Origin of the sequence: Agrobacterium sp. 719_389, from assembly GCF_900188475.1 — a bacterium.
Taxonomy (GTDB): domain Bacteria; phylum Pseudomonadota; class Alphaproteobacteria; order Rhizobiales; family Rhizobiaceae; genus Agrobacterium; species Agrobacterium radiobacter.
The window spans coordinates 328,863-351,008 of the sequence record NZ_FYEM01000001.1 but is presented as its reverse complement, the minus strand read 5'-3'; the positions used below and the strand labels follow the sequence as shown (position 1 = coordinate 351,008).

Below are 22,146 nucleotides of genomic sequence, written 5' to 3'. Positions count from 1 at the left end.
GTCACGAAACCATTGGCTTTTTTGTGCGACTTGCCTATGTGGTGCGTCAGACAGGATAATTCATACGAACGACAATAAGGATTATGGGCGTGACAGCTACATTCGACAAGGTTGCCGACATTATCGCCGAAACCAGCGAAATCGACCGCGAAACCATTACGCCGGAGAGCCACACGATCGACGATCTCGGCATCGACAGCCTCGACTTTCTTGATATCGTTTTCGCGATCGACAAGGAATTCGGCATCAAGATTCCGCTCGAGCAGTGGACGCAGGAAGTCAACGAAGGCAAGGTTTCCACCGAAGAATACTTCGTGCTGAAGAACCTCTGCGCCAAGATCGACGAATTGCGCGCAGCCAAGGGCTGAAGCAACGATGCCCGCTTCAGGCGGGCATTTTTCTTTCTGGACCCAGCCTGTAAAGGCGGGTCGCAACCGACCAGAGACGGGCCGGACGGATGCTGCTTGAATATTTTCAGATGATCGACAAGGTCGAGGCCGTGGACATGGCGACGCGCACATTGAAGGCGCAGTCGATCGTTCCCGACCAGAGCCCGGTTTTCGAAGGTCACTTCCCCGGCATGCCGCTGGTTCCGGGTGTGCTGCTGATCGAAACCATGGCGCAGGCTTCCGGCATGCTGGTTCTGGCATTTTCCGATTTTGCGTCCATGCCGTTCCTGATGTCGGTTGACGGCGCCAAGATGCGCACCTTCGTGGAGCCGGGCGCTGTTCTCGACATCGAGGCGGTGCTGGAGCATGACGGTTCCGGTTTTGCCGTCACCAAGGCGAAGATAACCTCTGCCGGCAAGAAGGTCTGCGACGCGCAGCTTAAATTGCGCACAATGCCGTTCAGCGAAATTCCGCTCGGGCCTATCGTCAAGAAGCGGGCGGAAGAAGTCGGCCTGATGGCGGCGATTGCCGCGGATGCGCAGAAATAGACGTTTCCACCCGTTTCGAAGGAGAGCGTTTTTCCCGTCGGCCCGGTTTTGACGCATGAAATTCGTGGGCTCGCGACGGCGGATCGGGCCTTCACCATTGCCAATCCGCATCGCGCGCTTTATTCCGCAACGCATGAAGTGGTTGTTCGCAACCGCTGTGGATAGCCGTGACCGTTTCCGCGGGGCCGGCTGCAAAGGATGACAGACGATGAAATCTGACAATGATGTGGTGATAACAGGGGTCGGCATCGTGACCTGTCACGGCGTTGGCAGCCAGGCGCATGTGGCGCTTCTTTCTGGAACCGCCGCGCCGGCGACGATTGTCGAGACCGAAAAATTCAAACCCTATCCGGTCCATCCCATGCCTGAGATCGACTGGTCCGCGCAGATCGCCAAGCGCGGCGACCAGCGCCAGATGGAAAACTGGCAGCGGCTTGGCGTTTTTGCCGCCGGCCTGGCGCTTGATGATGCCGGGCTGAAGGAAAATGCCGAAGCCTGCGCCACCATGGACATGATCGTTGCCGCCGGTGGTGGTGAGCGCGACATCAATGTCGATACGCTGATCGTCGACGAGGCGCTGAAGCGCAATGACCGCGAAAAGCTGCTGAACGAAAAGCTGACGACCGAACTGCGCCCGACGCTGTTTCTCGCCCAGCTTTCCAACCTGATGGCCGGCAACATCTCCATCGTGCACAAGGTCACCGGGTCTTCCCGCACCTTCATGGGCGAGGAAGCGGCCGGCATTTCCGCCGTCGAAACCGCGTTCCACCGCATCCGCTCCGGGGAATCGAGCCACGCGCTGGTGGGCGGCGCTTTCTCTGCGGAACGTCCCGACATGATCCTGCTGTTTGAAGCCATCGGCGCACATGCGCAGGGCGGCTGGCAGCCGCTGTGGTCGCGTGGCGACCAGGACGGCGGCGGCATGGTTTCCGGTTCGCTCGGCGCCTTCCTTGTGCTGGAATCGCGCAAGCACGCCAGTGAACGCGGCGCGCGCATCTATGCCCGTATCGACGCCATCGAGGGTGACCGCGGCAGCCGTGACGAAGGCAAGATGGAAAAGCGCATGGAGCGTCTGCTCGCCCCCGCTAAGGACGGTGCGGCGACGGTCGTGTTCTCCGGCGCAAGCGGTTATGACGGCGTGACGGCCCGTGAGAAGGACATTCTCGAAAAGGCTCTGCCAAATGCTGTCATCCGCGGTTTCGGCGGTATCACCGGCCACGGGCTGGAAGCGCAGTTCCCGCTTGGACTGGCGCTTGCGGCGCTCACCCTTGAAAGCGGCGCGAAGGTGCCGGCTTTTGACGCGGCCGAGGAAAAACCCATGGGCGAGGCGGCCAGTGAAGCCGTCGTCACCACCGTCGGCCATGTGCGCGGCGAAGGTGTCGCCGTTCTGTCCCGTGACGTGTGAGGAGAAAGACCATGACTTCCAACTTCAAGGATCATCTCGGTCGTCCCATCGTTGCCGTGACGGGCATGGGCATCATCACGTCGCTTGGGCAGGGACTCGCCGATAACTGGGCGGCGCTGACATCCGGCAAGTCGGGCATCCACAAGATCACCCGTTTCCCGACCGAGGGGCTTTCGACGCGGATCAGCGGCACGGTGGATTTCATCGATATCCCGGTTCCGAATTCCGTCGAGCGTTCTTATGCTTTTGCGCGTGAGACCACCATTGAGGCTCTCGCGCAGGCAGGTATATCAGGTGATTTCGACGGTCCGCTGTTTCTCGCAGCACCGCCAATCGAGCCGGAATGGAGCGCCCGTTTCGAGCTTGCCGACCGGTCTCCACCGGCCGCCCAGCCGGGTGACGCCTATGAAAGGTTCCTGACGGCTTTCCGTCAACGTCCGGACCCGGCGTTTCAGGAAGCGGCTCTTTTCGGCGCGATTTCGGAGCGTCTTTCGGACCGCTTTGGCACACGCGGCCTGCCGGTCACGCTTTCTACCGCCTGTGCATCCGGCGCGACCGCGATCCAGCTCGGCGTCGAAGCCATCCGCCAGGGCCGCACCGAGCGCGCGCTGACGGTTGCGACAGACGGTTCGGTCAGCGCCGAAGCGCTGATCCGCTTCTCGCTGCTGTCGGCGCTTTCGACCCAGAACGACCCGCCGGAAAAGGCCTCCAAGCCATTCAGCAAGGACCGCGACGGTTTCGTGATCGCCGAAGGCGCGGCAACGCTGGTGCTGGAATCGCTCGAAGCCGCCGTTGCACGCGGTGCGAAGGTTCTCGGCATCATCAAGGGCGCCGGTGAAAAGGCTGACAGCTTCCACCGCACACGCTCTTCGCCCGACGGCGGCCCGGCGATTGCGACGATCCGCGCGGCACTTGCCGATGCGGGCGTGGCCGAAAGCGATATTGGTTATATCAACGCCCACGGCACCTCGACGCCGGAAAACGACAAGATGGAATATGGCTCCATGCTCGCCGTCTTCGGCGAGGGCCTGAAGAACATCCCGCTGTCATCCAACAAGTCGATGATCGGCCATACCTTGACCGCCGCAGGCGCTGTGGAAGCGGTGTTCTCGCTGCAGACCATGCTGACCGGCACCCTGCCGCCGACGATCAACTACAACAATCCCGATCCGACCATCACGCTCGACGTGGTGCCGAATGTGAAGCGGGATGCTCAGGTGAGCGCGGTTCTCTCCAACTCCTTCGGATTTGGCGGGCAGAATGCAAGCCTTGTCATGACGCGGGAACCGGCCTGACCGGTTTCACCACTAACAGGAGCGTTTTCGCTTGAATTGCGAAAACGCTCTCGCTTCTTTGATTACGCATTCCGGCCGCAAAACCGTTACAGAGGTTTGCTGGAATAGCCCTTTAGATAAACGCCCTCGGGCGAAGGACTGATATATGCGCGCTCTTCAACTCGTGGACGACCGGAAGCTCGAAAAAGTGGACCTGCCCGAACCGGATGCTCCGGCACCGGGCGAGGTGACGCTGCGCGTCAAGGCCGTGGCGCTGAACCACATCGACGTGTGGGGCTGGCGCGGCATGGCTTTCGCCAAGCGCAAGATGCCGCTCACCATCGGTGCGGAAGCCTCCGGCGTGGTCGAAGCCATCGGTCCGGGCGTGTCGAACGTGCTGCCCGGCCAGCTCGTCGCAATCTATGGCGCGCGCACCTGCGGGCTGTGCAAACCCTGCCGCGAAGGCCGTGACAATCTGTGCGAACATGTGCAGGGCGTTCACGGTTTCCATCTCGATGGTTTTGCCCAGGAAAAGATCAATATTCCCGCCCGCCAGCTCGTGCCCGCACCGCATGGCGTCGATGCCGTTGCGGCTGCCCTCGCACCGGTCACCTTCGGCACGGTCGAGCACATGCTGTTCGACAATGCCAAGCTCGAATCCGGTGAGACGATCCTCGTGCATGCCGGCGGTTCCGGCATCGGCACAGCGGCGATCCAGCTTGCCAAGAAGATGGGCTGCACCGTCATCACCACCGTCGGCTCCGACGACAAGATCGAACGGGCGAAGGCTCTGGGCGCCGACCACGTCATCAACTACCGGACCGACCGTTTTGAAGGCGTCGTGCGCAAGCTGACGAAAAAGAAGGGCGTCGACGTTGTATTCGAACATGTTGGCAAGGACACCTGGGCGGGCTCGATGTTCTCGCTGAAGCGCGGCGGCCGTCTCGTCACCTGCGGTTCTACGTCTGGTGTCTCCACCGATATCAACCTGATGATGCTGTTCCAGCAGCAGCTGAAGCTGCTCGGCTCGTTCGGCTGCCGCATGGAAAACATGGCCAACGCCATGCAGAAGATGGCGCGTGGCATCGTGCATCCTGTTATCGACACCGAAGTCACCTTCGACGATATCGACCGGGCGCTGGAACGTATGGAGACGCGTCAGGTGTTCGGTAAAATCGTTCTGCGGATGGATTGACCGTCTTGAAGCTTTTCCTGACACGGATCGTCCTGAAACTGGACCACTTCCGGCAGTGGCTGATCGCGACATTCGCCTTCGGCCTTCTCAACCTGCTGAAGCTCTTCCCCGCCGATGCGGGCATTCGCGCCGCCGACCGGCTGGCGCGCTGGGTGGGGCCGAAGACTGGTCGCCACAAGCTGATGCTTTATAATCTGGCACGCGCCTTTCCCGAGAAGTCAGAGGAAGAGCGGCTTGCGATCGCCATGGACAGCTGGGCCAATATGGGCCGGCTTGCGGCGGAATATGTGTTTCTCGACCGGCTGTTCGATTTCGATCCGGAAAAGAACGAGCCGGGCCGCATCGAGGTCGAGGGCACCTCGACCTTCCTCGAACTGCGCGACAATCCGCGACCCTTCATCGTCTTTACCGCCCATAGCGGCAATTTCGAGCTGCTGCCGGTTGCCGGCTCGGCTTTTGGTCTCGATGTGACGGTGCTGTTCCGGCCGCCCAACAATCCCTTCGTGGCTGACAAGGTTTTCAATTTCCGCAAGGAGCGCATGGGTAATCTCGTGCCCTCGCATGCCGGCTCCTCCTTCGCGCTGGCGCGGCAGCTGGAAAAGGGCGGCGGCGTGGGCGTGCTCGTTGACCAGAAGTTCGGCAAGGGGCTGACGACGAAGTTTTTCGGCCTTGAGGTTCGCACCAACCCGCTTCTGGCCAAGCTGGTGCGGCAGTTCAACTGCGATGTTTATCCCGCTCGCTGCGTGCGTCTTCCTGACAACCGCTACAGGCTGGAAATAGAGCCCAGGGTTGAAATTCCGCGTGACGACAAGGGCAATGTCGATATTCAGGCGACGGCGCAGCTTCTGAACGACAAGGTCGAAAGCTGGGTGCGCGAATACCCCGGACAATGGCTGTGGTATCACGACCGCTGGGACGTGAAGCATCAGATTTGACAGGATCGTGTGCGGCCGGATTTTCGGCGATTCTCACGAAATTCGACGGGAAAATCGCGCGTTTCGGTGCTTTTCCATATTTGCGGAACCTCATTTTTCGTTCATGGATTATCGAAATTGAAAAATTAGCGGCTGCTGTGATATTTTGGACAACAATCCTCGCGGCGTTCCTGCGTTTCGTTACGTCATTTTTAAGCGCAAAGACGCTATAATCAGGGGATAAAGGCTTAATCCGTTCGCATAGGTAGCGGGGGTTATGCCCGTTCAGGGAGAGTTGGGTTGAAAGATTTGATTGAGTTGTTCTGGCTGCGTTATACGGAACTGCAATCTGCCGTTGGTAAAAACGAAGCCGACAAGATTGCCGTGCTGGAACGTGAACTGGAACAGCTCCTCGAGCGGGTTGTCGGACGCAAGACAGAAAATTCCGAGGATATTCGCGAGCAGTTCCGTTTTGCCATCGATCTCCTCAACCACGAGGCGGAAGACCTTGGCTGCGTGCAGCGCAACTCCGAGCTTCTTCGCACCCTTGTCGATCGCTACGTCGGCATGCCGTCAAAGGCCAAGGTCGTCGGTGACGAGGACGAGGACACTCTGGAATGGCATCATCGCCACCTGATCCTCGATGAGGATATGCTCAACGATCTCGACGAGCCGGTGGTGATCGTTTCACCCGGCTACCGCGTTTCCTTCGCCAATGCTCTCGATGCATTTCAGCGCAATGCCCCGGAAGGGCTTGTCGGCTGCCATATCGCCGAGCTTGTCGGCGTTCACCGTTTCCAGAACAATCTCAGGGAAAAGCTCGACAATTGCTTCAAGGGCGATACGTCGAAATATACCTATGCGGAAGATCAGAACGGCCGCACGGTCGTCAAGTCGCTGGAAATCTCACCGTGCTACTCGTCCGCCTACAAGCTCGTGGGGGCGATGGTGGTGATCCGCGAAATCGCCGATCGCCGTCGCCGCGCCGCCGGCTGAGGCAGCGAGGAGCCTTCCCATCGTCGTAAAGACGGGAAACGGCGTTCCACCATCCCTTATTTCGGGAAGATGGTTTCCCAGACCGTTGCGATGGACCAGGCGGACGATGCATCGACAAGAAGTTTCGTCGCCATGGCGAGACATGACAGGACGAGAAGCGGGCGTATGATCTTCGCGCCGTTTTTCATCGCGAAACGGGATCCGATCTGCGCGCCGATGAACTGGCCGACGCCCATGGCCAGGCCAAGCTTCCACAAAACCGCGCCACCCATTGCAAAGACGAGAAAGCCGCCGAAATTTGAACCGAGGTTGAGAAGCTTCGTGTGGGCGGTCGCCTTCAGCATTCCAAAACCGGCAAGGCCCACAAAGGCCAGCATGTAGAAGGATCCCGCGCCGGGGCCGAAAACACCATCGTAAAAACCGATCAGCGGCGCGACCGCAAGCCCGAACACGAAGGGCGTGATGCGGCGATGGCTGTCGGTATCGCTGAGCTGCGGTTTGAAGGCGAAATAAAGCGCGATCGCAATCAACAGGAACGGCATGATGGCGCGCATGAGATCGGCTGGCACGAAGGCGGCTGTCAGCGCGCCGAGCATTCCGCCCGCCATGGCCATCAGCCCCATTGGCAGTTGCTCTTTGAGATTGACGTGGCCGCGTCTGGCATAGGCAAGGGTCGCGGAGGCGGAACCGAACTGCGCCTGCAGCTTGTTCGTGCCGAGCGTATCGAGCGGGGCGATGCCCATGATCATCATTGCGGGAATGACGATGAGGCCGCCGCCACCGGCGATGGAATCGATAAATCCGGCAAAGATGGCGACGCAGAAGAGAACGATAAAAACGTTGAGGGCGATGTCTTGCACTGGGAATGTCCGGGCAGGCGGGAGGAGAGGGCTTCTTCTTTCACCGAAAAGGCCACCGCGCAATATTTTTCTGTACGTTCGGCTGCGGGCAGGGGGATTGCGGTGTTGCCGCTTATCGTTATGTTTCCGTGGCGCGTCGCCGGAAGGCCTGATGGCGCTTGAGACATACGGATGAGGGCATTATGCATAAAGTGATATTCGATACGGATCCCGGTGTGGATGACGCCATGGCGCTTCTTTTTCTGCACCGCCATCCCGATATCGATCTGATCGGCGTCACCACCGTTTTCGGCAATGCGCCCATCGATATCACCACCCGCAATGCGCTTTTCCTGAAGCGGGAATGGCAGATGACCGCACCGGTCGCCAGGGGCGCCGGCGTGACCTTCGATCCCGCCCGCAAGGAAGGCCACTGGCCGACCTTCATCCATGGCGAAAACGGTCTCGGCGATATCGATATCCCCGAGACCATCGATCTGCCGCTCGATCCGCGTCCGGCGCATCGCTTCATCATCGAGACGGTCAAGGCCAATCCCGGTGAGGTGACGCTGATTGCTGTCGGTCGCATGACCAATCTGGCGCTGGCGCTCAGCGAAGAGCCGGATTTTGCCGCGCTGGTGAAGCAGGTGATCGTCATGGGCGGCGCCTTCGATATCAACGGCAATGTGTCGCCGGCGGCCGAGGCCAATATTCACGGCGATCCGGAAGCGGCCGATCTCGTCTTCACCGCGCCCTGGCGAGTGGTCGTTGTCGGTCTCGATGTGACGACGAAAGCGGTGATGACCAGCGCCTTCATGGCTGACATGGCAAAGGCCGGCGGCAAGCCGGTGCAGCTGCTTTCGGACCTGTCGCAGTTCTATATCGATTTCTACAAGACCCGCACCGGCGACGGCATGGTGGTGCATGATAGCTGCGCCTGCGTCTATCTCGTGGCGCCTGGGCTTTTTGAAACCCGCAGCGGTCCGGTACGCGTCGTCTGTGGCGGGCTTGCCGACGGCCAGACGATCCAGAAGCCGGATGGCCGCGCCTTTCCGCCGGGTGACTGGGATGGGCATCCGAGCCAGCTGGTCTGCACGGATATCGAGCCGGAACGCGTGCTTTCGGTCATCCGCGCCGCAATTGTGACCGGGGAGCGCGGCTGAAGGGCGGGAATGGCCGTTCTTGAGCATGGCTTGCCTTGCATTTTCCAAGAATCTGGCGTTATGCAAGTTCCCTGATCGTAGTGCGCGATCCGCCATGCCGGAGGGGCTGAAAAGGCCGTGCCGGAAGGATGGGCGGATGGCCGCTATGTGGCGCGGGCCGAGAAAACCCCTGTAGGTTTTCCCGTGCTTTGCGCTACAATGAATAACGCCTGCCGGGTCGGTTCGTGTCGGCGGCGTTTAACAACAAAAAACGAACCTTCGTTATGGGCCGGCAGTACCGGTCCATTCCCATGAGGAAAGAGATGGAAGAGTTTCACAAGGTCCGGCGTCTGCCGCAATACGTCTTCGAACAGGTCAACCGTTTGAAAGCGAGCGCGCGAGCGGCCGGGGCCGATATCATTGATCTCGGCATGGGCAATCCCGACCTTCCGACCCCCAAAGCGATCGTCGACAAGCTTTGCGAGGTCGTTCAGGATCCGCGCACCCATCGTTATTCCTCGTCCAAGGGCATTCCCGGCCTTCGCCGCGCGCAGGCTGCCTATTATGCCCGCCGTTTCGGCGTGAAGCTGAACCCTGATACGCAGGTCGTCGCGACCCTCGGCTCCAAGGAAGGCTTCGCCAATATGGCGCAGGCCATCACCGCACCTGGTGACGTCATCCTGTGTCCGAACCCGACCTATCCGATCCATGCCTTCGGTTTCCTGATGGCGGGCGGGGTTATCCGTTCGATGAATGTCGAGCCTGACGACAGCTTCTTTGGCCCGCTGGAGCGCGCCGTGCGCCACTCCATTCCGAAGCCGCTGGCGCTGATCGTCAACTACCCGTCGAACCCGACGGCGCATGTGGCATCGCTCGATTTCTACAAGGACGTGATCGCCTTTGCGAAGAAGCACGAGATCATCGTGCTGTCCGACCTTGCTTATTCGGAGATCTATTTCGACGACAACAACCCGCCGCCTTCGGTTCTCGAAGTTCCCGGCGCCATCGACGTCGCGGTGGAGTTCACCTCCATGTCGAAGACCTTCTCCATGCCCGGCTGGCGCATGGGCTTCGCCGTCGGCAACGAGCGGCTGATCGCGGCGCTGACCCGCGTGAAGTCCTACCTCGACTACGGTGCCTTCACGCCGATCCAGGTTGCGGCGACCCATGCGCTGAACGGTGACGGCTCCGACATTGCCGAAGTGCGCAATGTCTATCGCCGTCGTCGCGATGTCATGGTCGATACCTTCGGCAAGGCCGGTTTCGAGGTTCCGCCGCCGGCGGCGACCATGTTCGCCTGGGCGAAGATCCCGGAAAAGTTCCGCCATCTCGGCAGCCTGGAATTCTCCAAGCTCCTGGTCGAGAAGGCCGATATCGCCGTTGCTCCCGGCATCGGCTTTGGCGAGATGGGCGACGATTACGTCCGTCTCGCGCTCGTGGAAAACGAGCACCGAATTCGTCAGGCAGCGCGCAATCTGAAGCGTTTCCTGTCGAGCGCAGACGAAACGATGCACAACGTCGTTTCGCTTAACGCCCACAGATAAGGGCAACCGAAGGCGGCCGGGCCTCGGCCGCCACCATCACCAGCAAATCAGGAACATACCCATGGCAGATTCATTGAGAATCGGCATAGCGGGGCTCGGCACTGTCGGCGCTTCGCTCGTGCGCATCCTCCAGCAGAGAAGCAACGAACTTGCGATTACCTGCGGACGCGCGATTGAGATTATTGCGGTGAGCGCGCGCGACCGTTCGCGCGACCGCGGCATCGATCTCAAGGGTATTACCTGGTTCGACACGCCCGAGCAGATGGCAAGCGAAGCCGATATCGACGTCTTCGTCGAACTGGTCGGCGGCGCTTCCGGTCAGGCGGAAAATGCGGTGCGAGCCGCACTTGCACGCGGTCTCCATGTGGTGACAGCCAACAAGGCGCTGCTTGCCAAGCACGGCGTCGAACTGGCGACGATTGCCGAAGACAAGGGCGCGCTTCTCAATTTCGAAGCGGCGGTGGCTGGCGGTATCCCCGTCATCAAGGCGCTGCGTGAGTCTCTCACCGGCAACCATGTGTCGCGCATCTACGGCATCATGAACGGCACCTGCAACTACATCCTGACCAAGATGGAGAAGGAAGGGCTGTCTTTCGAGGCCTGTCTGAAGGAAGCGCAGCGGCTCGGTTATGCCGAAGCCGATCCGGCCTTCGATATCGAGGGCAACGATACCGCCCACAAGCTGGCCATTCTGACGACGCTTGCCTTCGGCAACAAGATTTCGGCCGACGACATCTATCTCGAAGGCATCACCAATATCTCCAGCGAGGACATTCAGGCGGCCGCCGAACTCGGTTACCGCATCAAGCTTCTCGGCGTGGCACAGGTGACCGAATCCGGCATCGAGCAGCGCGTGCATCCGACCATGGTGCCGCTCGATTCCGTTATCGCCCAGGTGGATGGCGTCACCAACGCGGTGGCGATCGAATCCGACATTCTCGGCGAGTTGCTGATGGTCGGCCCGGGTGCCGGCGGCAACGCCACGGCTTCCGCCGTGCTGGGTGACATCGCCGATATCGCCAAGAGCCGTCCGGGCGCCCAGCAGGTGCCTGTCCTCGGCCGTCCGGCGAAATCCCTGTCGGAGTATCGCCGCGCCAAGATGAAGAGCCATGAGGGCGGTTATTTCATCCGCCTGACGGTGAAGGACCAGGCGGGCGTCTTCGCCTCCATCGCCACCCGCATGGCTGACAATAACATCTCGCTGGAATCCATCGTGCAGCGCCAGCGCGTGCATGTGGAAGGCGCGCCGCAGACCATCATCCTTGTCACCCATGCGACGATGGAAGATGCGATCCGCAAGGCGGTAAAGGCGATCAAGAACGAGAAATATCTCGTCAGCGAGCCGCAGGTCATCCGCATCGAGCGGACCTGAGACGCTTCATTATTTTGATGACACCGAGAGCCGTGCTTCCATATGGAGGCGCGGTTTTTCGTTGCATGGCTGCCCGTATCGCGCCGGTGGTCCGGCGCCCATAAAATTTGAGGGGAAGGCGTCGGAAGCGCTGGAAAACAAGGCGATTCGGCACTATGGTTAATTCTGTTCACCAAGCGAGGGAGGCGTGGCCGTGACATCGATCATCCTGTTCAAGGACAATAAGCGCGCTGGCGTTGCGGCGGCCCATCACCGGGCGCGGCCTCACAATGCCAATGACAATATTCGCACCATGGAATTCGACATGGGGGAGCATGAGCGCAACTGGTGTTCGCTCGCCGTCTTCTCTTTGCTGCTGCTCGTTGGCGCTGTCTCCATCGTCAGTCCGTTTTTCTCGATTTTTTCGGTGTGAAACCTCATATGCGCGTTTTTGCTTGAAAAACGCGCCACCGCCATTTAGCCCGTCTTAAGAGCGCGATCAGGCGCATGACAGGACGAATGGACAGGATGGCAATGATGGAGCCGGCCGATACCGTGGCCCGCGCATTTTTAAGCGTGGAGCGGTCGGCGACAGAACAGCGCTGGGTATCGCGGCTGGATCAGGCCGGGCAGAACCGTGCGCTGGCCATGTCCCAGATTCACGCCATTCCTGAACTGATCGCACGCGTTCTTGCCGGGCGCGGCGTGGGTGTCGATGACGCCCTGGCATTCCTCGATCCGACCATTCGTTCCCTGATGCCCGATCCGCATGTGCTGACCGATTGCGAAAAGGCCGCCGAGCGGCTGGTGCGGGCCATCGAGACAGGCGAGAAGGTGGCGATCTTTGGCGACTACGACGTCGACGGCGCTGCTTCCTCCGCTTTGATGTGCCGGTTTCTCGCGCATTTCGGTCTGACACCGGAAATCTATATTCCCGACCGTATTTTCGAGGGCTACGGGCCGAACCCGGCGGCGATGCAGCAACTTGCCGCCAATGGCGCGACACTGATCGTGACGGTCGATTGCGGCTCAACCAGCCATGAATCGCTGCAGGCCGCCAGGGACGCGGGAACGGATGTGGTGGTGATCGACCACCACCAGGTCGGCACGGAGCTGCCGCCGGCCGTGGCGCTGGTCAATCCCAACCGCGAGGATGATCTTTCGGGGCAGGGGCATCTCTGTGCGGCCGGTGTGGTGTTCCTCGTGCTGGTCGCCACCCTGCGCCTATTGAAGGACAGGCGGAACCGGCAGGCCTTCACACTCGATCTGCTCTCCCTTCTCGATATCGTTGCGCTTGCCACCGTATGTGATGTGGTGCCGCTGAAGGGCCTCAACCGCGCCTATGTGGTCAAAGGGCTGATTGCCGCGCGCCACATGAACAATGCAGGTCTTGCCGCGCTGTTCAAGAAGGCCGGGCTCGGCGGACCTGTCACACCCTATCATTTCGGTTTCCTGATCGGGCCGCGCATCAATGCCGGCGGCCGCATCGGCGATGCGGCGCTCGGCAGCCGACTGCTGACGATAGATGATTCCTCGCAGGCCGAGGTGATCGCGGAGCGGCTGGACGAGCTGAATCGCGAGCGACAGGCCATGGAAGCGGCGATGCTCGCGGAAGCGGAAGCGGAGGCTCTGTTCGAATATGGTGACGGCTCGGGTGCGGGCGTTATCGTCACCGCGCGGGAAAACTGGCATCCCGGCATTGTCGGCCTGCTCGCCTCGCGTCTGAAGGACCGTTTCCGCCGCCCGGCTTTCGCCATCGCTTTTGATCCCTCCGGCAAGGGCACCGGCTCCGGCCGTTCGATCAACGGTTTCGATATGGGGCGCATGGTGCGCGCCGCCGTGGAGGCCGGTTTGCTGGTCAAGGGCGGTGGGCATGCCATGGCGGCCGGTCTGACGGTTGAGCGCGCCAATCTCGGCAAGCTCAGGACCTTCTTCGAGGAGGCGGCTGCAAAGACCGTGAATGAGCTGGTGGAAAGCAGCGTGCTGAAGATCGACGGCGCCATCGGCGCCTCGGGTGCGACATTGCAGCTTGTCGACCAATTGGAGCAGGCCGGTCCTTACGGATCAGGCCACTCGCAGCCGATCTTTGCCGTGCCGGCGCATCGCCTGCGCGATGTGCGGCTCGTGGGTACAGCTCACGTCAAGATCACGCTGGAGGCCATGGACGGCTCGCGGCTGGACGGTATAGCGTTTCGCGCCGCAGAAGCGCCTCTGGGGCAGATGCTGCTGAATGCGCGCGGCAGGAACATTCACGTCGCAGGCTCCGTGGGCGCCGATCTGTGGCAGGGCCAGAGGCGCGTGCAGCTGCGCGTTCTGGACGCGGCTTTCGCGCCCTGAGAGGGCCTTCGCACACTTACCCTGAATTTTATGGAACACTGTCTCTGGCGAATGGCCGAGACGCGCCAATGCGTCTTCACGCGACGCGTTAAGATTTTCGTGCAGACTACTGATTTTTATGGAGAAGCAAGTGGCACGCCCTAGGGGAGTCGAACCCCTCTTTTCAGAATGAAAATCTGACGTCCTAACCGATAGACGAAGGGCGCGTGCGCTTGTGGTGTGGCGCCCTTATAGTCAGGCTCCCGTTGCTCCGCAAGCGGAAAAATTGATTTTTTTCGCTTCCTGACGAGTTTTTTTATGGAAGCCGGAACGGCTGTGGAAAACTGCGCCGGGACTGGCCAAGGCCTTGAAATTTCGCCGCTATCGCTTTGCGCCGGCAACGCCTTCATGCCTCGTGGAAGGCCCGGGGCGTGCTTTCCCAACCCTTAGCTGGCATCTGCTGCCCGCCAGAAAGAACCGACGTTGTGATTTGGCTGGAAGGGGAAAGGCAAGCCGGTCGATTTGCCCGCTGGCGCTTCATCCGGCTTGCCTTCCATCGGGGGGACAGCACTCTAACGTGTCGCCCGGGAATCGGTTCCGGCGCATCGATCACGCGTGACGAATTCGCGATCTACGAATCTGCTTTATATTTTTGAAGGGGAAGAACATGAAGGCAAGTGGCACGCCCTAGGGGAGTCGAACCCCTCTTTTCAGAATGAAAATCTGACGTCCTAACCGATAGACGAAGGGCGCGTGCGCTTGTGGTGTGGCGCCCTTATAGTCAGGCTCCCGAAGGTCTGCAAGCGGAAAAATGCATGATTTGACAAAAAAATGACATGGGCCGCCAGAAGTCCTGAAAAACAAGGATTCTTGTTTCGTAACAAATGGTTAAATGGTCGGGTTATGGCTATTTTAGAGGCCTGTTGATTTGGATGTGGGCTGTGAAACGACGACTCGGCACAAGCGTTGGCCGGATTGGAACCTAACGGCGAGGCAGTGATAAGGTAGAACACATTTGCCATCATCCTCGCCCCTGAGGCGAGGATCCGCTCTCTAGTCACCCATGGATCCTCGCCCCAGGGGCGAGGATGACGTTGGGTGTCGCCAACTGTTTCTGCAATAAAAAACGGGGCCGAAACGGCCCCGTTGGATGATGCGTTGATGGCAAAAGGTCTCAGTGCAGAATCTGGCTGAGGAACAGCCGGGTGCGCTCGTGCTGCGGATTGTCGAAGAATTCGGCGGGCGAGTTCTGTTCGACGATCTGGCCCTGGTCCATGAAGATGACGCGGTTTGCCACCTGGCGGGCGAAGCCCATTTCGTGGGTCACGCACAGCATCGTCATGCCGTCTTCGGCAAGGCTGACCATGGTGTCGAGCACTTCCTTGACCATTTCCGGGTCAAGCGCCGAGGTGGGTTCGTCGAACAGCATGATCTTCGGCTTCATGCAGAGCGAACGGGCAATCGCCACGCGCTGCTGCTGGCCGCCGGAGAGCTGGCCGGGATATTTATGAGCCTGCTCGGGGATCTTGACGCGCTTCAGATAGTGCATCGCCACTTCTTCGGCTTCCTTCTTGGGCATCTTGCGAACCCAGATCGGCGCCAGCGTGCAGTTCTCGAGGATCGTCAGATGCGGGAAGAGATTGAAGTGCTGGAACACCATGCCAACCTCGCGACGCACCTCGTCGATCTTCTTCAGATCGTTGGTGAGCTCGATGCCATCGACATTGATCGTACCCGACTGATGTTCTTCCAGCCGGTTGATGCAGCGGATCATGGTCGACTTGCCCGACCCCGAAGGACCGGCGATGACGATGCGCTCGCCTTTCATGACCTTCAGGTTGATGTCGCGCAGCACGTGGAAGTCGCCATACCACTTGTTCATGCCGATGAGTTCGATCGCTACGTCCGTTGTCGAGACGGTCAGTTTTTTTGCTTGGGTTTCTGCCATTTGAGCGTCCCTTATCGTTTATGCCCGGTGTCGAGGTGCCGTTCCATGAACAGCGAATAACGCGACATGCCGAAGCAGAATATCCAGAATACGAAGCCTGCGAAAATATAGCCAGTCATGGCGGTGACGGGCGTCGCCCAGTTCGCATCCGACTGGTTGAGTGTGACAATACCGAGCAGGTCGAACATGCCGATGATCGAGACCAGCGACGTGTCCTTGAACAGCCCAATGAAGGTGTTGACGATGCCAGGAATGACCAGCTTCAGCGCCTGCGGCAGCACGATCAGCCGCGTCTTCTGCCAGTAGTTCAGGCCGAGCGAATCCGCACCTTCATATTGTCCCTTCGGAATGGCCTGCAGGCCGCCGCGGATCACCTCCGCCATATAGGCGGATGAGAAGAGCGACACGCCGACAAGCGCACGCAGGAACTTGTCGAAGGTCCAGCCGTCGGGCAGGAACAGCGGCAGCATGATGCTGGCGAAGAACAGCACGGTGATCAGCGGAATGCCTCTGATGACTTCAATGAAGAGCACGCAGAGCATCTTGATGACCGGCAGGTTCGACCGTCGGCCGAGCGCCAGGAGAATGCCGAAGGGGAGCGACACCGTGATCCCGAAGAAGGACAGGATGAGCGTCACCATCAGGCCGCCCCACAGCTGCGTTTCCACCTTCGGCAGGCCGAAGACGCCGCCGATGAGCAGGAAAAACGCAATGAAGGGCAGGATGATGAAAAGCGTCAGCGCGTTGAGGCGCTTGAATGGCGCTTTTGGAATCAGCATCGGTATCAGCAGGATGGCGAACGTCGCCATGACAAGGATGGGACGCCAGCGTTCGTCGATCGGATAGCGGCCGAAGACGAATTGTCCGAGCTTTGCCGAAACGAAAGCCCAGCACGCACCGGACTGGCCGTCCGGCAGCGCGCCGCCCTGCGAGGCGGTCAGGCAGGCGATACGATCGCTACCGGTCCACACCGCATCGATGAACAGCCACTTAATGACCGGCGGCACCAGATAGGCGAGCAGGGCAAGGGCGATCACCGTCAGGACCGTGTCCTTGGGCGTGGCGAAGAGTTTGGTGCGCAGCCAGTGACCGAAGCCGACGGCGCTCGAGGGCGCGGGTCTGGCGTCCTCGATGGTCTGCCGCACGAAAGCGTGATTGCTTGTTGTCATCGTCATCTCTCCACCAGCGCCATTTTCGCGTTGAACCAGTTCATGACCACGGCCGTGAGCAGGGACAGCGAGAGATAGATGACCAGCCAGATCGCAACGACTTCGACCGCCTGACCCGTCTGGTTCAGGATCGTGCCGCCGACGGAGACGATGTCGGCGAAGCCGACCGCGACCGCAAGCGATGAGTTCTTGGTCAGGTTGAGATATTGGCTTGTCAGCGGGGGGATGATGATGCGCATCGCCTGCGGAACGACGATCAGGCGCGTCGTGGTGCTGGAGCGAAGCCCGAGCGCATCCGCAGCTTCCGTCTGACCCTTCGCCACGGCCTTGATGCCGCCGCGAACGATCTCGGCGATGAAGGAGGCGGTGTAGAAGGAAAGCGCCAGAAACAGCGACATGAATTCAGGTGCGACCACCGCGCCGCCCGAAAGGTTGAACCGCCCGGCAATCGGGTAGTCGAAGGTCAGCGGTGAGCCGAGCGCGAGAAATGTCGCAGCCGGAAGGCCGATGATGAGAAGTGTGGCCGTGATCCCGGTGCGGAACTGCTGACCGGTCTTTTCCTGTCTCGCCTTTGCCCAGCGGTAAACGAAAAAGCTGATGACGATGGCGACCACAAGGGCGAGCGGTATCAGCCAGGTGCCTTCGCCCCAAAGGGGCTTCGGAAAGAAGAAGCCGCGATTGTTGAGGTAGCTTCCCAGCGGAAGCTCCAGCGAATCACGCGCCTGCGGCAGGACGGAAATGACGCCCTTGTACCAGAAGAAGATGACGAGCAGGGGCGGGATGTTGCGGAAGATTTCCACATAGGCCTGCGCGAGCTTTGAAATCAGCCAGTTGCTGGACAGCCGGGCGATACCGACGATGAAACCGATGATCGAGGCGGCGATGATGCCAAAAAACGCAACCTGGATCGTGTTGAGAATGCCAACGAGCAAAGCCCGGCCATAGGTCGCGTCGCTGGTATAAGCGATCAGCGACTGGCCGATATCAAAACCGGCTCTTCCGTTGAGGAAGCCGAAGCCGGACGAAATGTTTGACCGTTGAAGATTGGTGATCGTATTCGTCACGATGATCCAGACGAAGGCGGCCAGGATGACGACTGTCAGGACCTGATAGAAAATTCCGCGTATGCGTGGATCGTAGATAAGTGACGACGCGCTTTGCGCGCGCGATCGTTGCGAACTGACCGCGTTGCCTGCCATAGGCACCTTTCCCTTTTATGTGCTCTTTGCGAGCTTATTTATATAATTTTAAAATGGAGGCCGGGCATTGCCCAGCCTCCTGTCATGATCTAGCCGATGATGGGGCCGATCAACGGACCGGCGGTGCGTATTGCAGGCCGCCCTTGGTCCACAGCGCGTTCTGGCCACGCTCGATCTTCAGCGGAGAGCCCGCACCGACGTTGCGGTCGAAGACTTCGCCGTAGTTACCCACCAGCTTGATGATGTTGTAGGCCCAGTCGTTGGTCACGCCGAGATCGGTGCCGATCTTGGTGCCTTCTTCCGTGCCGAGCAGGCGCTTGATGTCGGGGTTGGCGCTGGTCTTCTGCTCATCGACGTTTTTCGAGGTGATGCCCAGTTCTTCGGCATTGACCATGGCGTAGTGAACCCAGGTCACGATGTCGAACCACTGGTCGTCGCCCTGGCGAACGGCCGGTCCAAGCGGCTCCTTGGAGATGACCTCAGGCAGAACGATGTTGTCGTCCGGGTTCTTCAGCTTGAGGCGGATGGCGTAAAGACCGGACTGGTCGGTGGTGTAGACGTCGCAACGGCCGGAATCATAGGCGGAGGTTGCGTCGGCTTCCTTTTCGAAAACGACCGGGTTGTACTGCAGATTGTTGGTCTTGAAGTAGTCGGCGAGATTGAGCTCGGTGGTCGTGCCGGTCTGAACGCAGACGGCGGCGCCGGAAAGCTCGAGCGCGGACTTAACATTCAAGCCCTTCTTGGCGATGAAGCCCTGACCGTCATAATAGTTGACGGTACGGAAGTTGAAGCCGAGCGACGTGTCGCGGCTGATCGTCCAGGTGGTGTTACGGGTCAGAACATCGACCTCGCCAGACTGGAGAGCCGGAAAACGGTCCTTGCTCGAAAGAGCGACAAATTTAGCCTTTGTAGGATCGCCGAAAACCGCTGTGGCAATACCACGGCAATAGTCCACGTCGATACCGGACCATTCGCCCTTGTCATCGGGATTGGAAAATCCCGGAATGCCGGCGCTGACGCCGCAGGTGACGAAACCCTTGCCCTTCACATCCTGAAGCGTCGCAGCCGAAGCGACCGAGGCTCCTCCCAAAACTGCTGCGCCGATGGCGGCTGACAGAATTGCCTTTTTCATTTTTCCCAACCTTTGTTTGTTATCGTCACTTGGAAGAGGACCGGCATATTGTCTTGCCCCAGCTCCCCCTTCAGCGAGACCTTTTCGATCCGCTTTTTCTATCACAATCGCAATTGGCAGCGGGGTCAAGACATGCGGGCAATAATTGTGCCTATAAAACGGAATTTTCCAAATTTTGGTCGGGAAGTGTGCAAAGGGTGAAAATATAAGCATATTTTTGCGAAAATTTGAACTTGCACAGTATTTGTATACTTGTTGTATGCTCGCTTTCGGCGGATCAATTCACCCTGTTTGACAGAACCCTGCGGGACTTGACCTTGCGGTCCGCTCTTAGCATTGTCGCACGCGTCAATGTTCCTTCGAAAGCTGATCTGAAATGACCAAGACAAATGACCTGCTTTCCGCCGCAGGTGTGAATACGCGCCTGACCCATGGCGGCAACGATCCCGCGGACTGTTTCGGTTTCGTCAATCCGCCCATCGTGCGTGGCTCTACCGTGCTTTTCCCTGATGCCGAGACGCTTTCGACCGAAAATCAGAAATACACCTATGGCACCCATGGCACGCCGACGACCGATGCGCTGTGCAGTCTCGTTGATGAACTGGAAGGGTCTGCCGGAACCATTCTCGTGCCGTCGGGCCTTGCGGCGATTACCGTGCCGTTCCTCGCCTATCTCGGCGCCGGCGATCATGCGTTGATCGTCGATTCCGTCTATTATCCCACGCGCCGCTTCTGCAACGTGATGCTGCGGAAGCTCGGTGTTGAGGTGGAATATTACGACCCGGCAATTGGCACGGGCATCGAGGCGCTGATCCGTCCGAATACGAAACTCGTGCATCTGGAAGCGCCGGGGTCCAATACCTTCGAGATTCAGGATGTCCGGCTGATCACCGATATCGCCCACAGGCATGATTGTGTGGTGACGATGGACAATACCTGGGCGACGCCGCTTTATTTCAGGCCGCTCGATTTCGGCGTCGATGTTTCAATTCACGCCGCCACCAAATATCCTTCGGGTCATTCCGATGTGCTGATGGGCTTTGTCTCGGCCAATGAAAAGCACTGGAAGACGCTTTATCAGGCCAATACCAATCTTGGCATCTGCGTTACCTCTGACGATGCCTATCAGATCCTGCGCGGCATGCGCACCATGGGAATCCGGCTGGCGCATCACCAGAAAAGCGCGCTTGAAATCGCCGCATGGCTGGAGAGCCGTGACGACGTCGTTCGCGTCCTGCATCCGGCCTTGCCGAGCTTTGCCGGGCACGAACTCTGGAAGCGCGATTTCAAGGGCGCAAGCGGCGTCTTCTCCTTCGTGCTGAAAGCGGAAGAGGGCAAATACAAGCAGACGGCGGCTGCCTTCCTTGATGCGCTGACCTTCTTCGGGCTTGGTTATTCCTGGGGCGGATACGAATCGCTTGCCGTTTCGGTCTCGCTTGTCGACAGGACCATCGCCAAGGGCCCCTCGGAAGGGCCGGTCATCCGCCTGCAGATCGGGCTGGAGGATGTCGCCGATCTCCAGAAGGACCTCGAAGCCGGGTTCGCGGCTGCAGCCGGGGTCTGATTTCAGACCCCGCAGCCTCAGCCTTTCGCGTGATAACCGTAGAGCCAGTCGAAATCCTTCAGGAAGGCTTCCGTCGGACGTGTGGAAAACACGAAGTCCCGCGCGGTGCGGACCGGGCCTCGGGCATGGTAAGCAAAACGATTGAGAGAGGCCCGCTTGCGGGCCTTTTCTATGCGTGGCAGGCGCAGGGCCTCGAAAGCGGCAAGGGCCTGCGGCAGGGGCAGGGGGGCTGCAACGTTGCTGCCTGCCATGGTTCCCGCAAGTTCAAACGCATCCTCGATCGCCATGGCCGCGCCCTGAGCGGCGAACGGCATCATGGCGTGCGCCGCGTCGCCGATCAGCACCGTGTCACGGCCATTGTGCCAGCGGCCGGGGCCAGCCTGATAGAGCGGCCAGAAGGTGGGGTTTTCAGACGAATCGAGCAATCGGACGATGTCAGGGCTGAAGCCGCGAAACTGTTCCAGCATGAGGGCTTTCTGCCGCCCGCTCGATTCCGCCCGCCATGTCGCGCCGGGATCGGCGCCGAGCGCGATCGCGACGATGTTGAAGCCGCCGACTTCCTTCAGCGGATAGGCGACGATATGGCCGCCCGGGCCGAGATAGGCCGTGACGGCGCTTTTGTTGATGGCTGACGGCACGTCATTTGCCGTGACCGTGAAGCGCCAGGCCACATTGCCGGAGAAGGTGGCGGTGGGAGCGGAAGGCACGGCGAAGCGGGCCGCCGACCAGACGCCATCCGCGCCGACGATCAGATCATGGTCGCGGAAAGTGGTTGCGGCAATGATATCCGCTGTCGCGTTTTCGATGCGTTTTCCGAGATGCAGCCGGCAGAGCGGGTTGCGTATCACCGCCTGGAGAAGTGCGTTTTGCAGCGTCGAGCGGTGCAGCACACCGTAAGGTGCGCCCCAGCGGCTGCGGGCCACTGCGCCCATCGGCAGGGAGAGCAGCGTGGCCAGCGATTTTCCGGAGGCGAGTTCGACGCTGAGAGGTTCGGTCCAGCGCGCCTCGATATCAGGCAGTACCCCGAGCGTGTCGAGAATGCGGGCGGCATTGGGGGAAAGCTGCAGGCCGGCGCCGACTTCCGCCAGTTCGCCGGCCTGTTCGATGATATCACAGTCGATACCGTGCCGGGCAAAAGAAAGGGCAGCGGTGAGACCGGCGATGCCGGCACCGACGATGGCTACGGATTTTATGGGCATGGTGCGCCCCGATCAGAAAAGG

19 protein-coding genes and 2 tRNA genes are annotated in these 22,146 nt (G+C 59.9%); 13 read left to right on the top strand and 8 right to left on the bottom strand.

Going from position 1 to position 22,146, the window contains the following annotated elements:
* Nucleotides 1-83: 83 nt before the first annotated feature.
* The 7 genes from CFB10_RS01795 (at nt 84) to CFB10_RS01765 (ending at nt 6,721) form a co-directional block, all read left to right on the top strand.
* The gene (locus CFB10_RS01795) at nt 84-368 is read left to right on the top strand and encodes an acyl carrier protein (protein WP_003495848.1); all 285 of its coding nucleotides are present in this window, start codon (nt 84-86) and stop codon (nt 366-368) included.
* 89 nt (nt 369-457) lie between these two features.
* On the top strand, nt 458-937 hold the full coding sequence (locus tag CFB10_RS01790) for a 3-hydroxyacyl-ACP dehydratase FabZ family protein (RefSeq protein WP_003502886.1): 480 nt from the start codon (nt 458-460) through the stop codon (nt 935-937).
* Nucleotides 938-1,145: 208 nt separating this feature from the next.
* The gene (locus CFB10_RS01785; RefSeq protein ID WP_020012590.1) at nt 1,146-2,342 is read left to right on the top strand and encodes a beta-ketoacyl-ACP synthase; all 1,197 of its coding nucleotides are present in this window, start codon (nt 1,146-1,148) and stop codon (nt 2,340-2,342) included.
* An 11-nt stretch (nt 2,343-2,353) separates the two neighbouring features.
* Nucleotides 2,354-3,637 carry a beta-ketoacyl-ACP synthase gene (locus CFB10_RS01780; protein WP_003502883.1) on the top strand — a complete coding sequence of 428 codons (1,284 nt, stop codon included), beginning with the start codon at nt 2,354-2,356 and terminating at the stop codon, nt 3,635-3,637.
* A 145-nt stretch (nt 3,638-3,782) separates the two neighbouring features.
* Nucleotides 3,783-4,811 carry a zinc-binding dehydrogenase gene (locus CFB10_RS01775; protein WP_003502882.1) on the top strand — a complete coding sequence of 343 codons (1,029 nt, stop codon included), beginning with the start codon at nt 3,783-3,785 and terminating at the stop codon, nt 4,809-4,811.
* 5 nt (nt 4,812-4,816) lie between these two features.
* Nucleotides 4,817-5,746, top strand: a complete 930-nt coding sequence (locus CFB10_RS01770; protein WP_026372493.1) for a lipid A biosynthesis lauroyl acyltransferase — start codon at nt 4,817-4,819, stop codon at nt 5,744-5,746.
* 279 nt (nt 5,747-6,025) lie between these two features.
* Entirely contained in the window at nt 6,026-6,721 is a 696-nt protein-coding gene (locus tag CFB10_RS01765; protein WP_026364110.1) for a hypothetical protein, read from the top strand.
* 56 nt (nt 6,722-6,777) lie between these two features.
* Here the strand turns inward: CFB10_RS01765 and CFB10_RS01760 are convergent, their stop codons facing one another.
* Nucleotides 6,778-7,581, bottom strand: coding sequence for a TSUP family transporter (locus tag CFB10_RS01760; RefSeq protein WP_020012587.1), 804 nt, complete (start codon nt 7,579-7,581; stop codon nt 6,778-6,780).
* Nucleotides 7,582-7,763: 182 nt separating this feature from the next.
* On the opposite strand from CFB10_RS01760, the gene CFB10_RS01755 reads away from it, so the two are divergent.
* From CFB10_RS01755 to recJ, 5 genes are all read left to right on the top strand, one after another.
* Nucleotides 7,764-8,723, top strand: coding sequence for a nucleoside hydrolase (locus CFB10_RS01755; RefSeq protein WP_020012586.1), 960 nt, complete (start codon nt 7,764-7,766; stop codon nt 8,721-8,723).
* A gap of 302 nt (nt 8,724-9,025) precedes the next feature.
* Nucleotides 9,026-10,246 carry an LL-diaminopimelate aminotransferase gene (locus CFB10_RS01750; protein ID WP_020012585.1) on the top strand — a complete coding sequence of 407 codons (1,221 nt, stop codon included), beginning with the start codon at nt 9,026-9,028 and terminating at the stop codon, nt 10,244-10,246.
* A gap of 61 nt (nt 10,247-10,307) precedes the next feature.
* A complete protein-coding gene (locus CFB10_RS01745; protein ID WP_020012584.1) occupies nt 10,308-11,618 on the top strand; it encodes a homoserine dehydrogenase in 1,311 nt (436 codons plus the stop codon).
* Nucleotides 11,619-11,805: 187 nt separating this feature from the next.
* Nucleotides 11,806-12,030, top strand: coding sequence for a hypothetical protein (locus CFB10_RS23930; RefSeq protein ID WP_020012583.1), 225 nt, complete (start codon nt 11,806-11,808; stop codon nt 12,028-12,030).
* A 95-nt stretch (nt 12,031-12,125) separates the two neighbouring features.
* Nucleotides 12,126-13,934: a single-stranded-DNA-specific exonuclease RecJ gene (recJ, locus tag CFB10_RS01735; protein WP_020012582.1), complete on the top strand. Its 1,809-nt coding sequence runs from the start codon at nt 12,126-12,128 to the stop codon at nt 13,932-13,934.
* 131 nt (nt 13,935-14,065) lie between these two features.
* On the opposite strand, the gene CFB10_RS01730 is transcribed toward recJ, so the two are convergent.
* From CFB10_RS01730 to CFB10_RS01705, 6 genes are all read right to left on the bottom strand, one after another.
* Nucleotides 14,066-14,140 (bottom strand) — tRNA-Glu (locus tag CFB10_RS01730).
* 451 nt (nt 14,141-14,591) lie between these two features.
* Nucleotides 14,592-14,666, bottom strand: a tRNA-Glu gene (locus CFB10_RS01725).
* 421 nt (nt 14,667-15,087) lie between these two features.
* Nucleotides 15,088-15,861, bottom strand: a complete 774-nt coding sequence (locus CFB10_RS01720) for an amino acid ABC transporter ATP-binding protein (protein ID WP_020012580.1) — start codon at nt 15,859-15,861, stop codon at nt 15,088-15,090.
* An 11-nt stretch (nt 15,862-15,872) separates the two neighbouring features.
* Nucleotides 15,873-17,030 carry an amino acid ABC transporter permease gene (locus CFB10_RS01715; RefSeq protein WP_026364108.1) on the bottom strand — a complete coding sequence of 386 codons (1,158 nt, stop codon included), beginning with the start codon at nt 17,028-17,030 and terminating at the stop codon, nt 15,873-15,875.
* Nucleotides 17,031-17,032: 2 nt separating this feature from the next.
* Nucleotides 17,033-18,229 carry an amino acid ABC transporter permease gene (locus CFB10_RS01710; protein WP_020012578.1) on the bottom strand — a complete coding sequence of 399 codons (1,197 nt, stop codon included), beginning with the start codon at nt 18,227-18,229 and terminating at the stop codon, nt 17,033-17,035.
* 109 nt (nt 18,230-18,338) lie between these two features.
* A complete protein-coding gene (locus CFB10_RS01705; RefSeq protein WP_020012577.1) occupies nt 18,339-19,361 on the bottom strand; it encodes an amino acid ABC transporter substrate-binding protein in 1,023 nt (340 codons plus the stop codon).
* Between the two features lie 376 nt (nt 19,362-19,737).
* Here CFB10_RS01705 and CFB10_RS01700 point away from each other — a divergent pair, with 376 nt between their 5' ends.
* Nucleotides 19,738-20,925, top strand: coding sequence for a cystathionine beta-lyase (locus tag CFB10_RS01700; RefSeq protein ID WP_020012576.1), 1,188 nt, complete (start codon nt 19,738-19,740; stop codon nt 20,923-20,925).
* Nucleotides 20,926-20,942: 17 nt separating this feature from the next.
* On the opposite strand, the gene CFB10_RS01695 is transcribed toward CFB10_RS01700, so the two are convergent.
* The gene (locus CFB10_RS01695; RefSeq protein ID WP_020012575.1) at nt 20,943-22,124 is read right to left on the bottom strand and encodes an FAD-dependent monooxygenase; all 1,182 of its coding nucleotides are present in this window, start codon (nt 22,122-22,124) and stop codon (nt 20,943-20,945) included.
* Nucleotides 22,125-22,146: the final 22 nt, after the last annotated feature.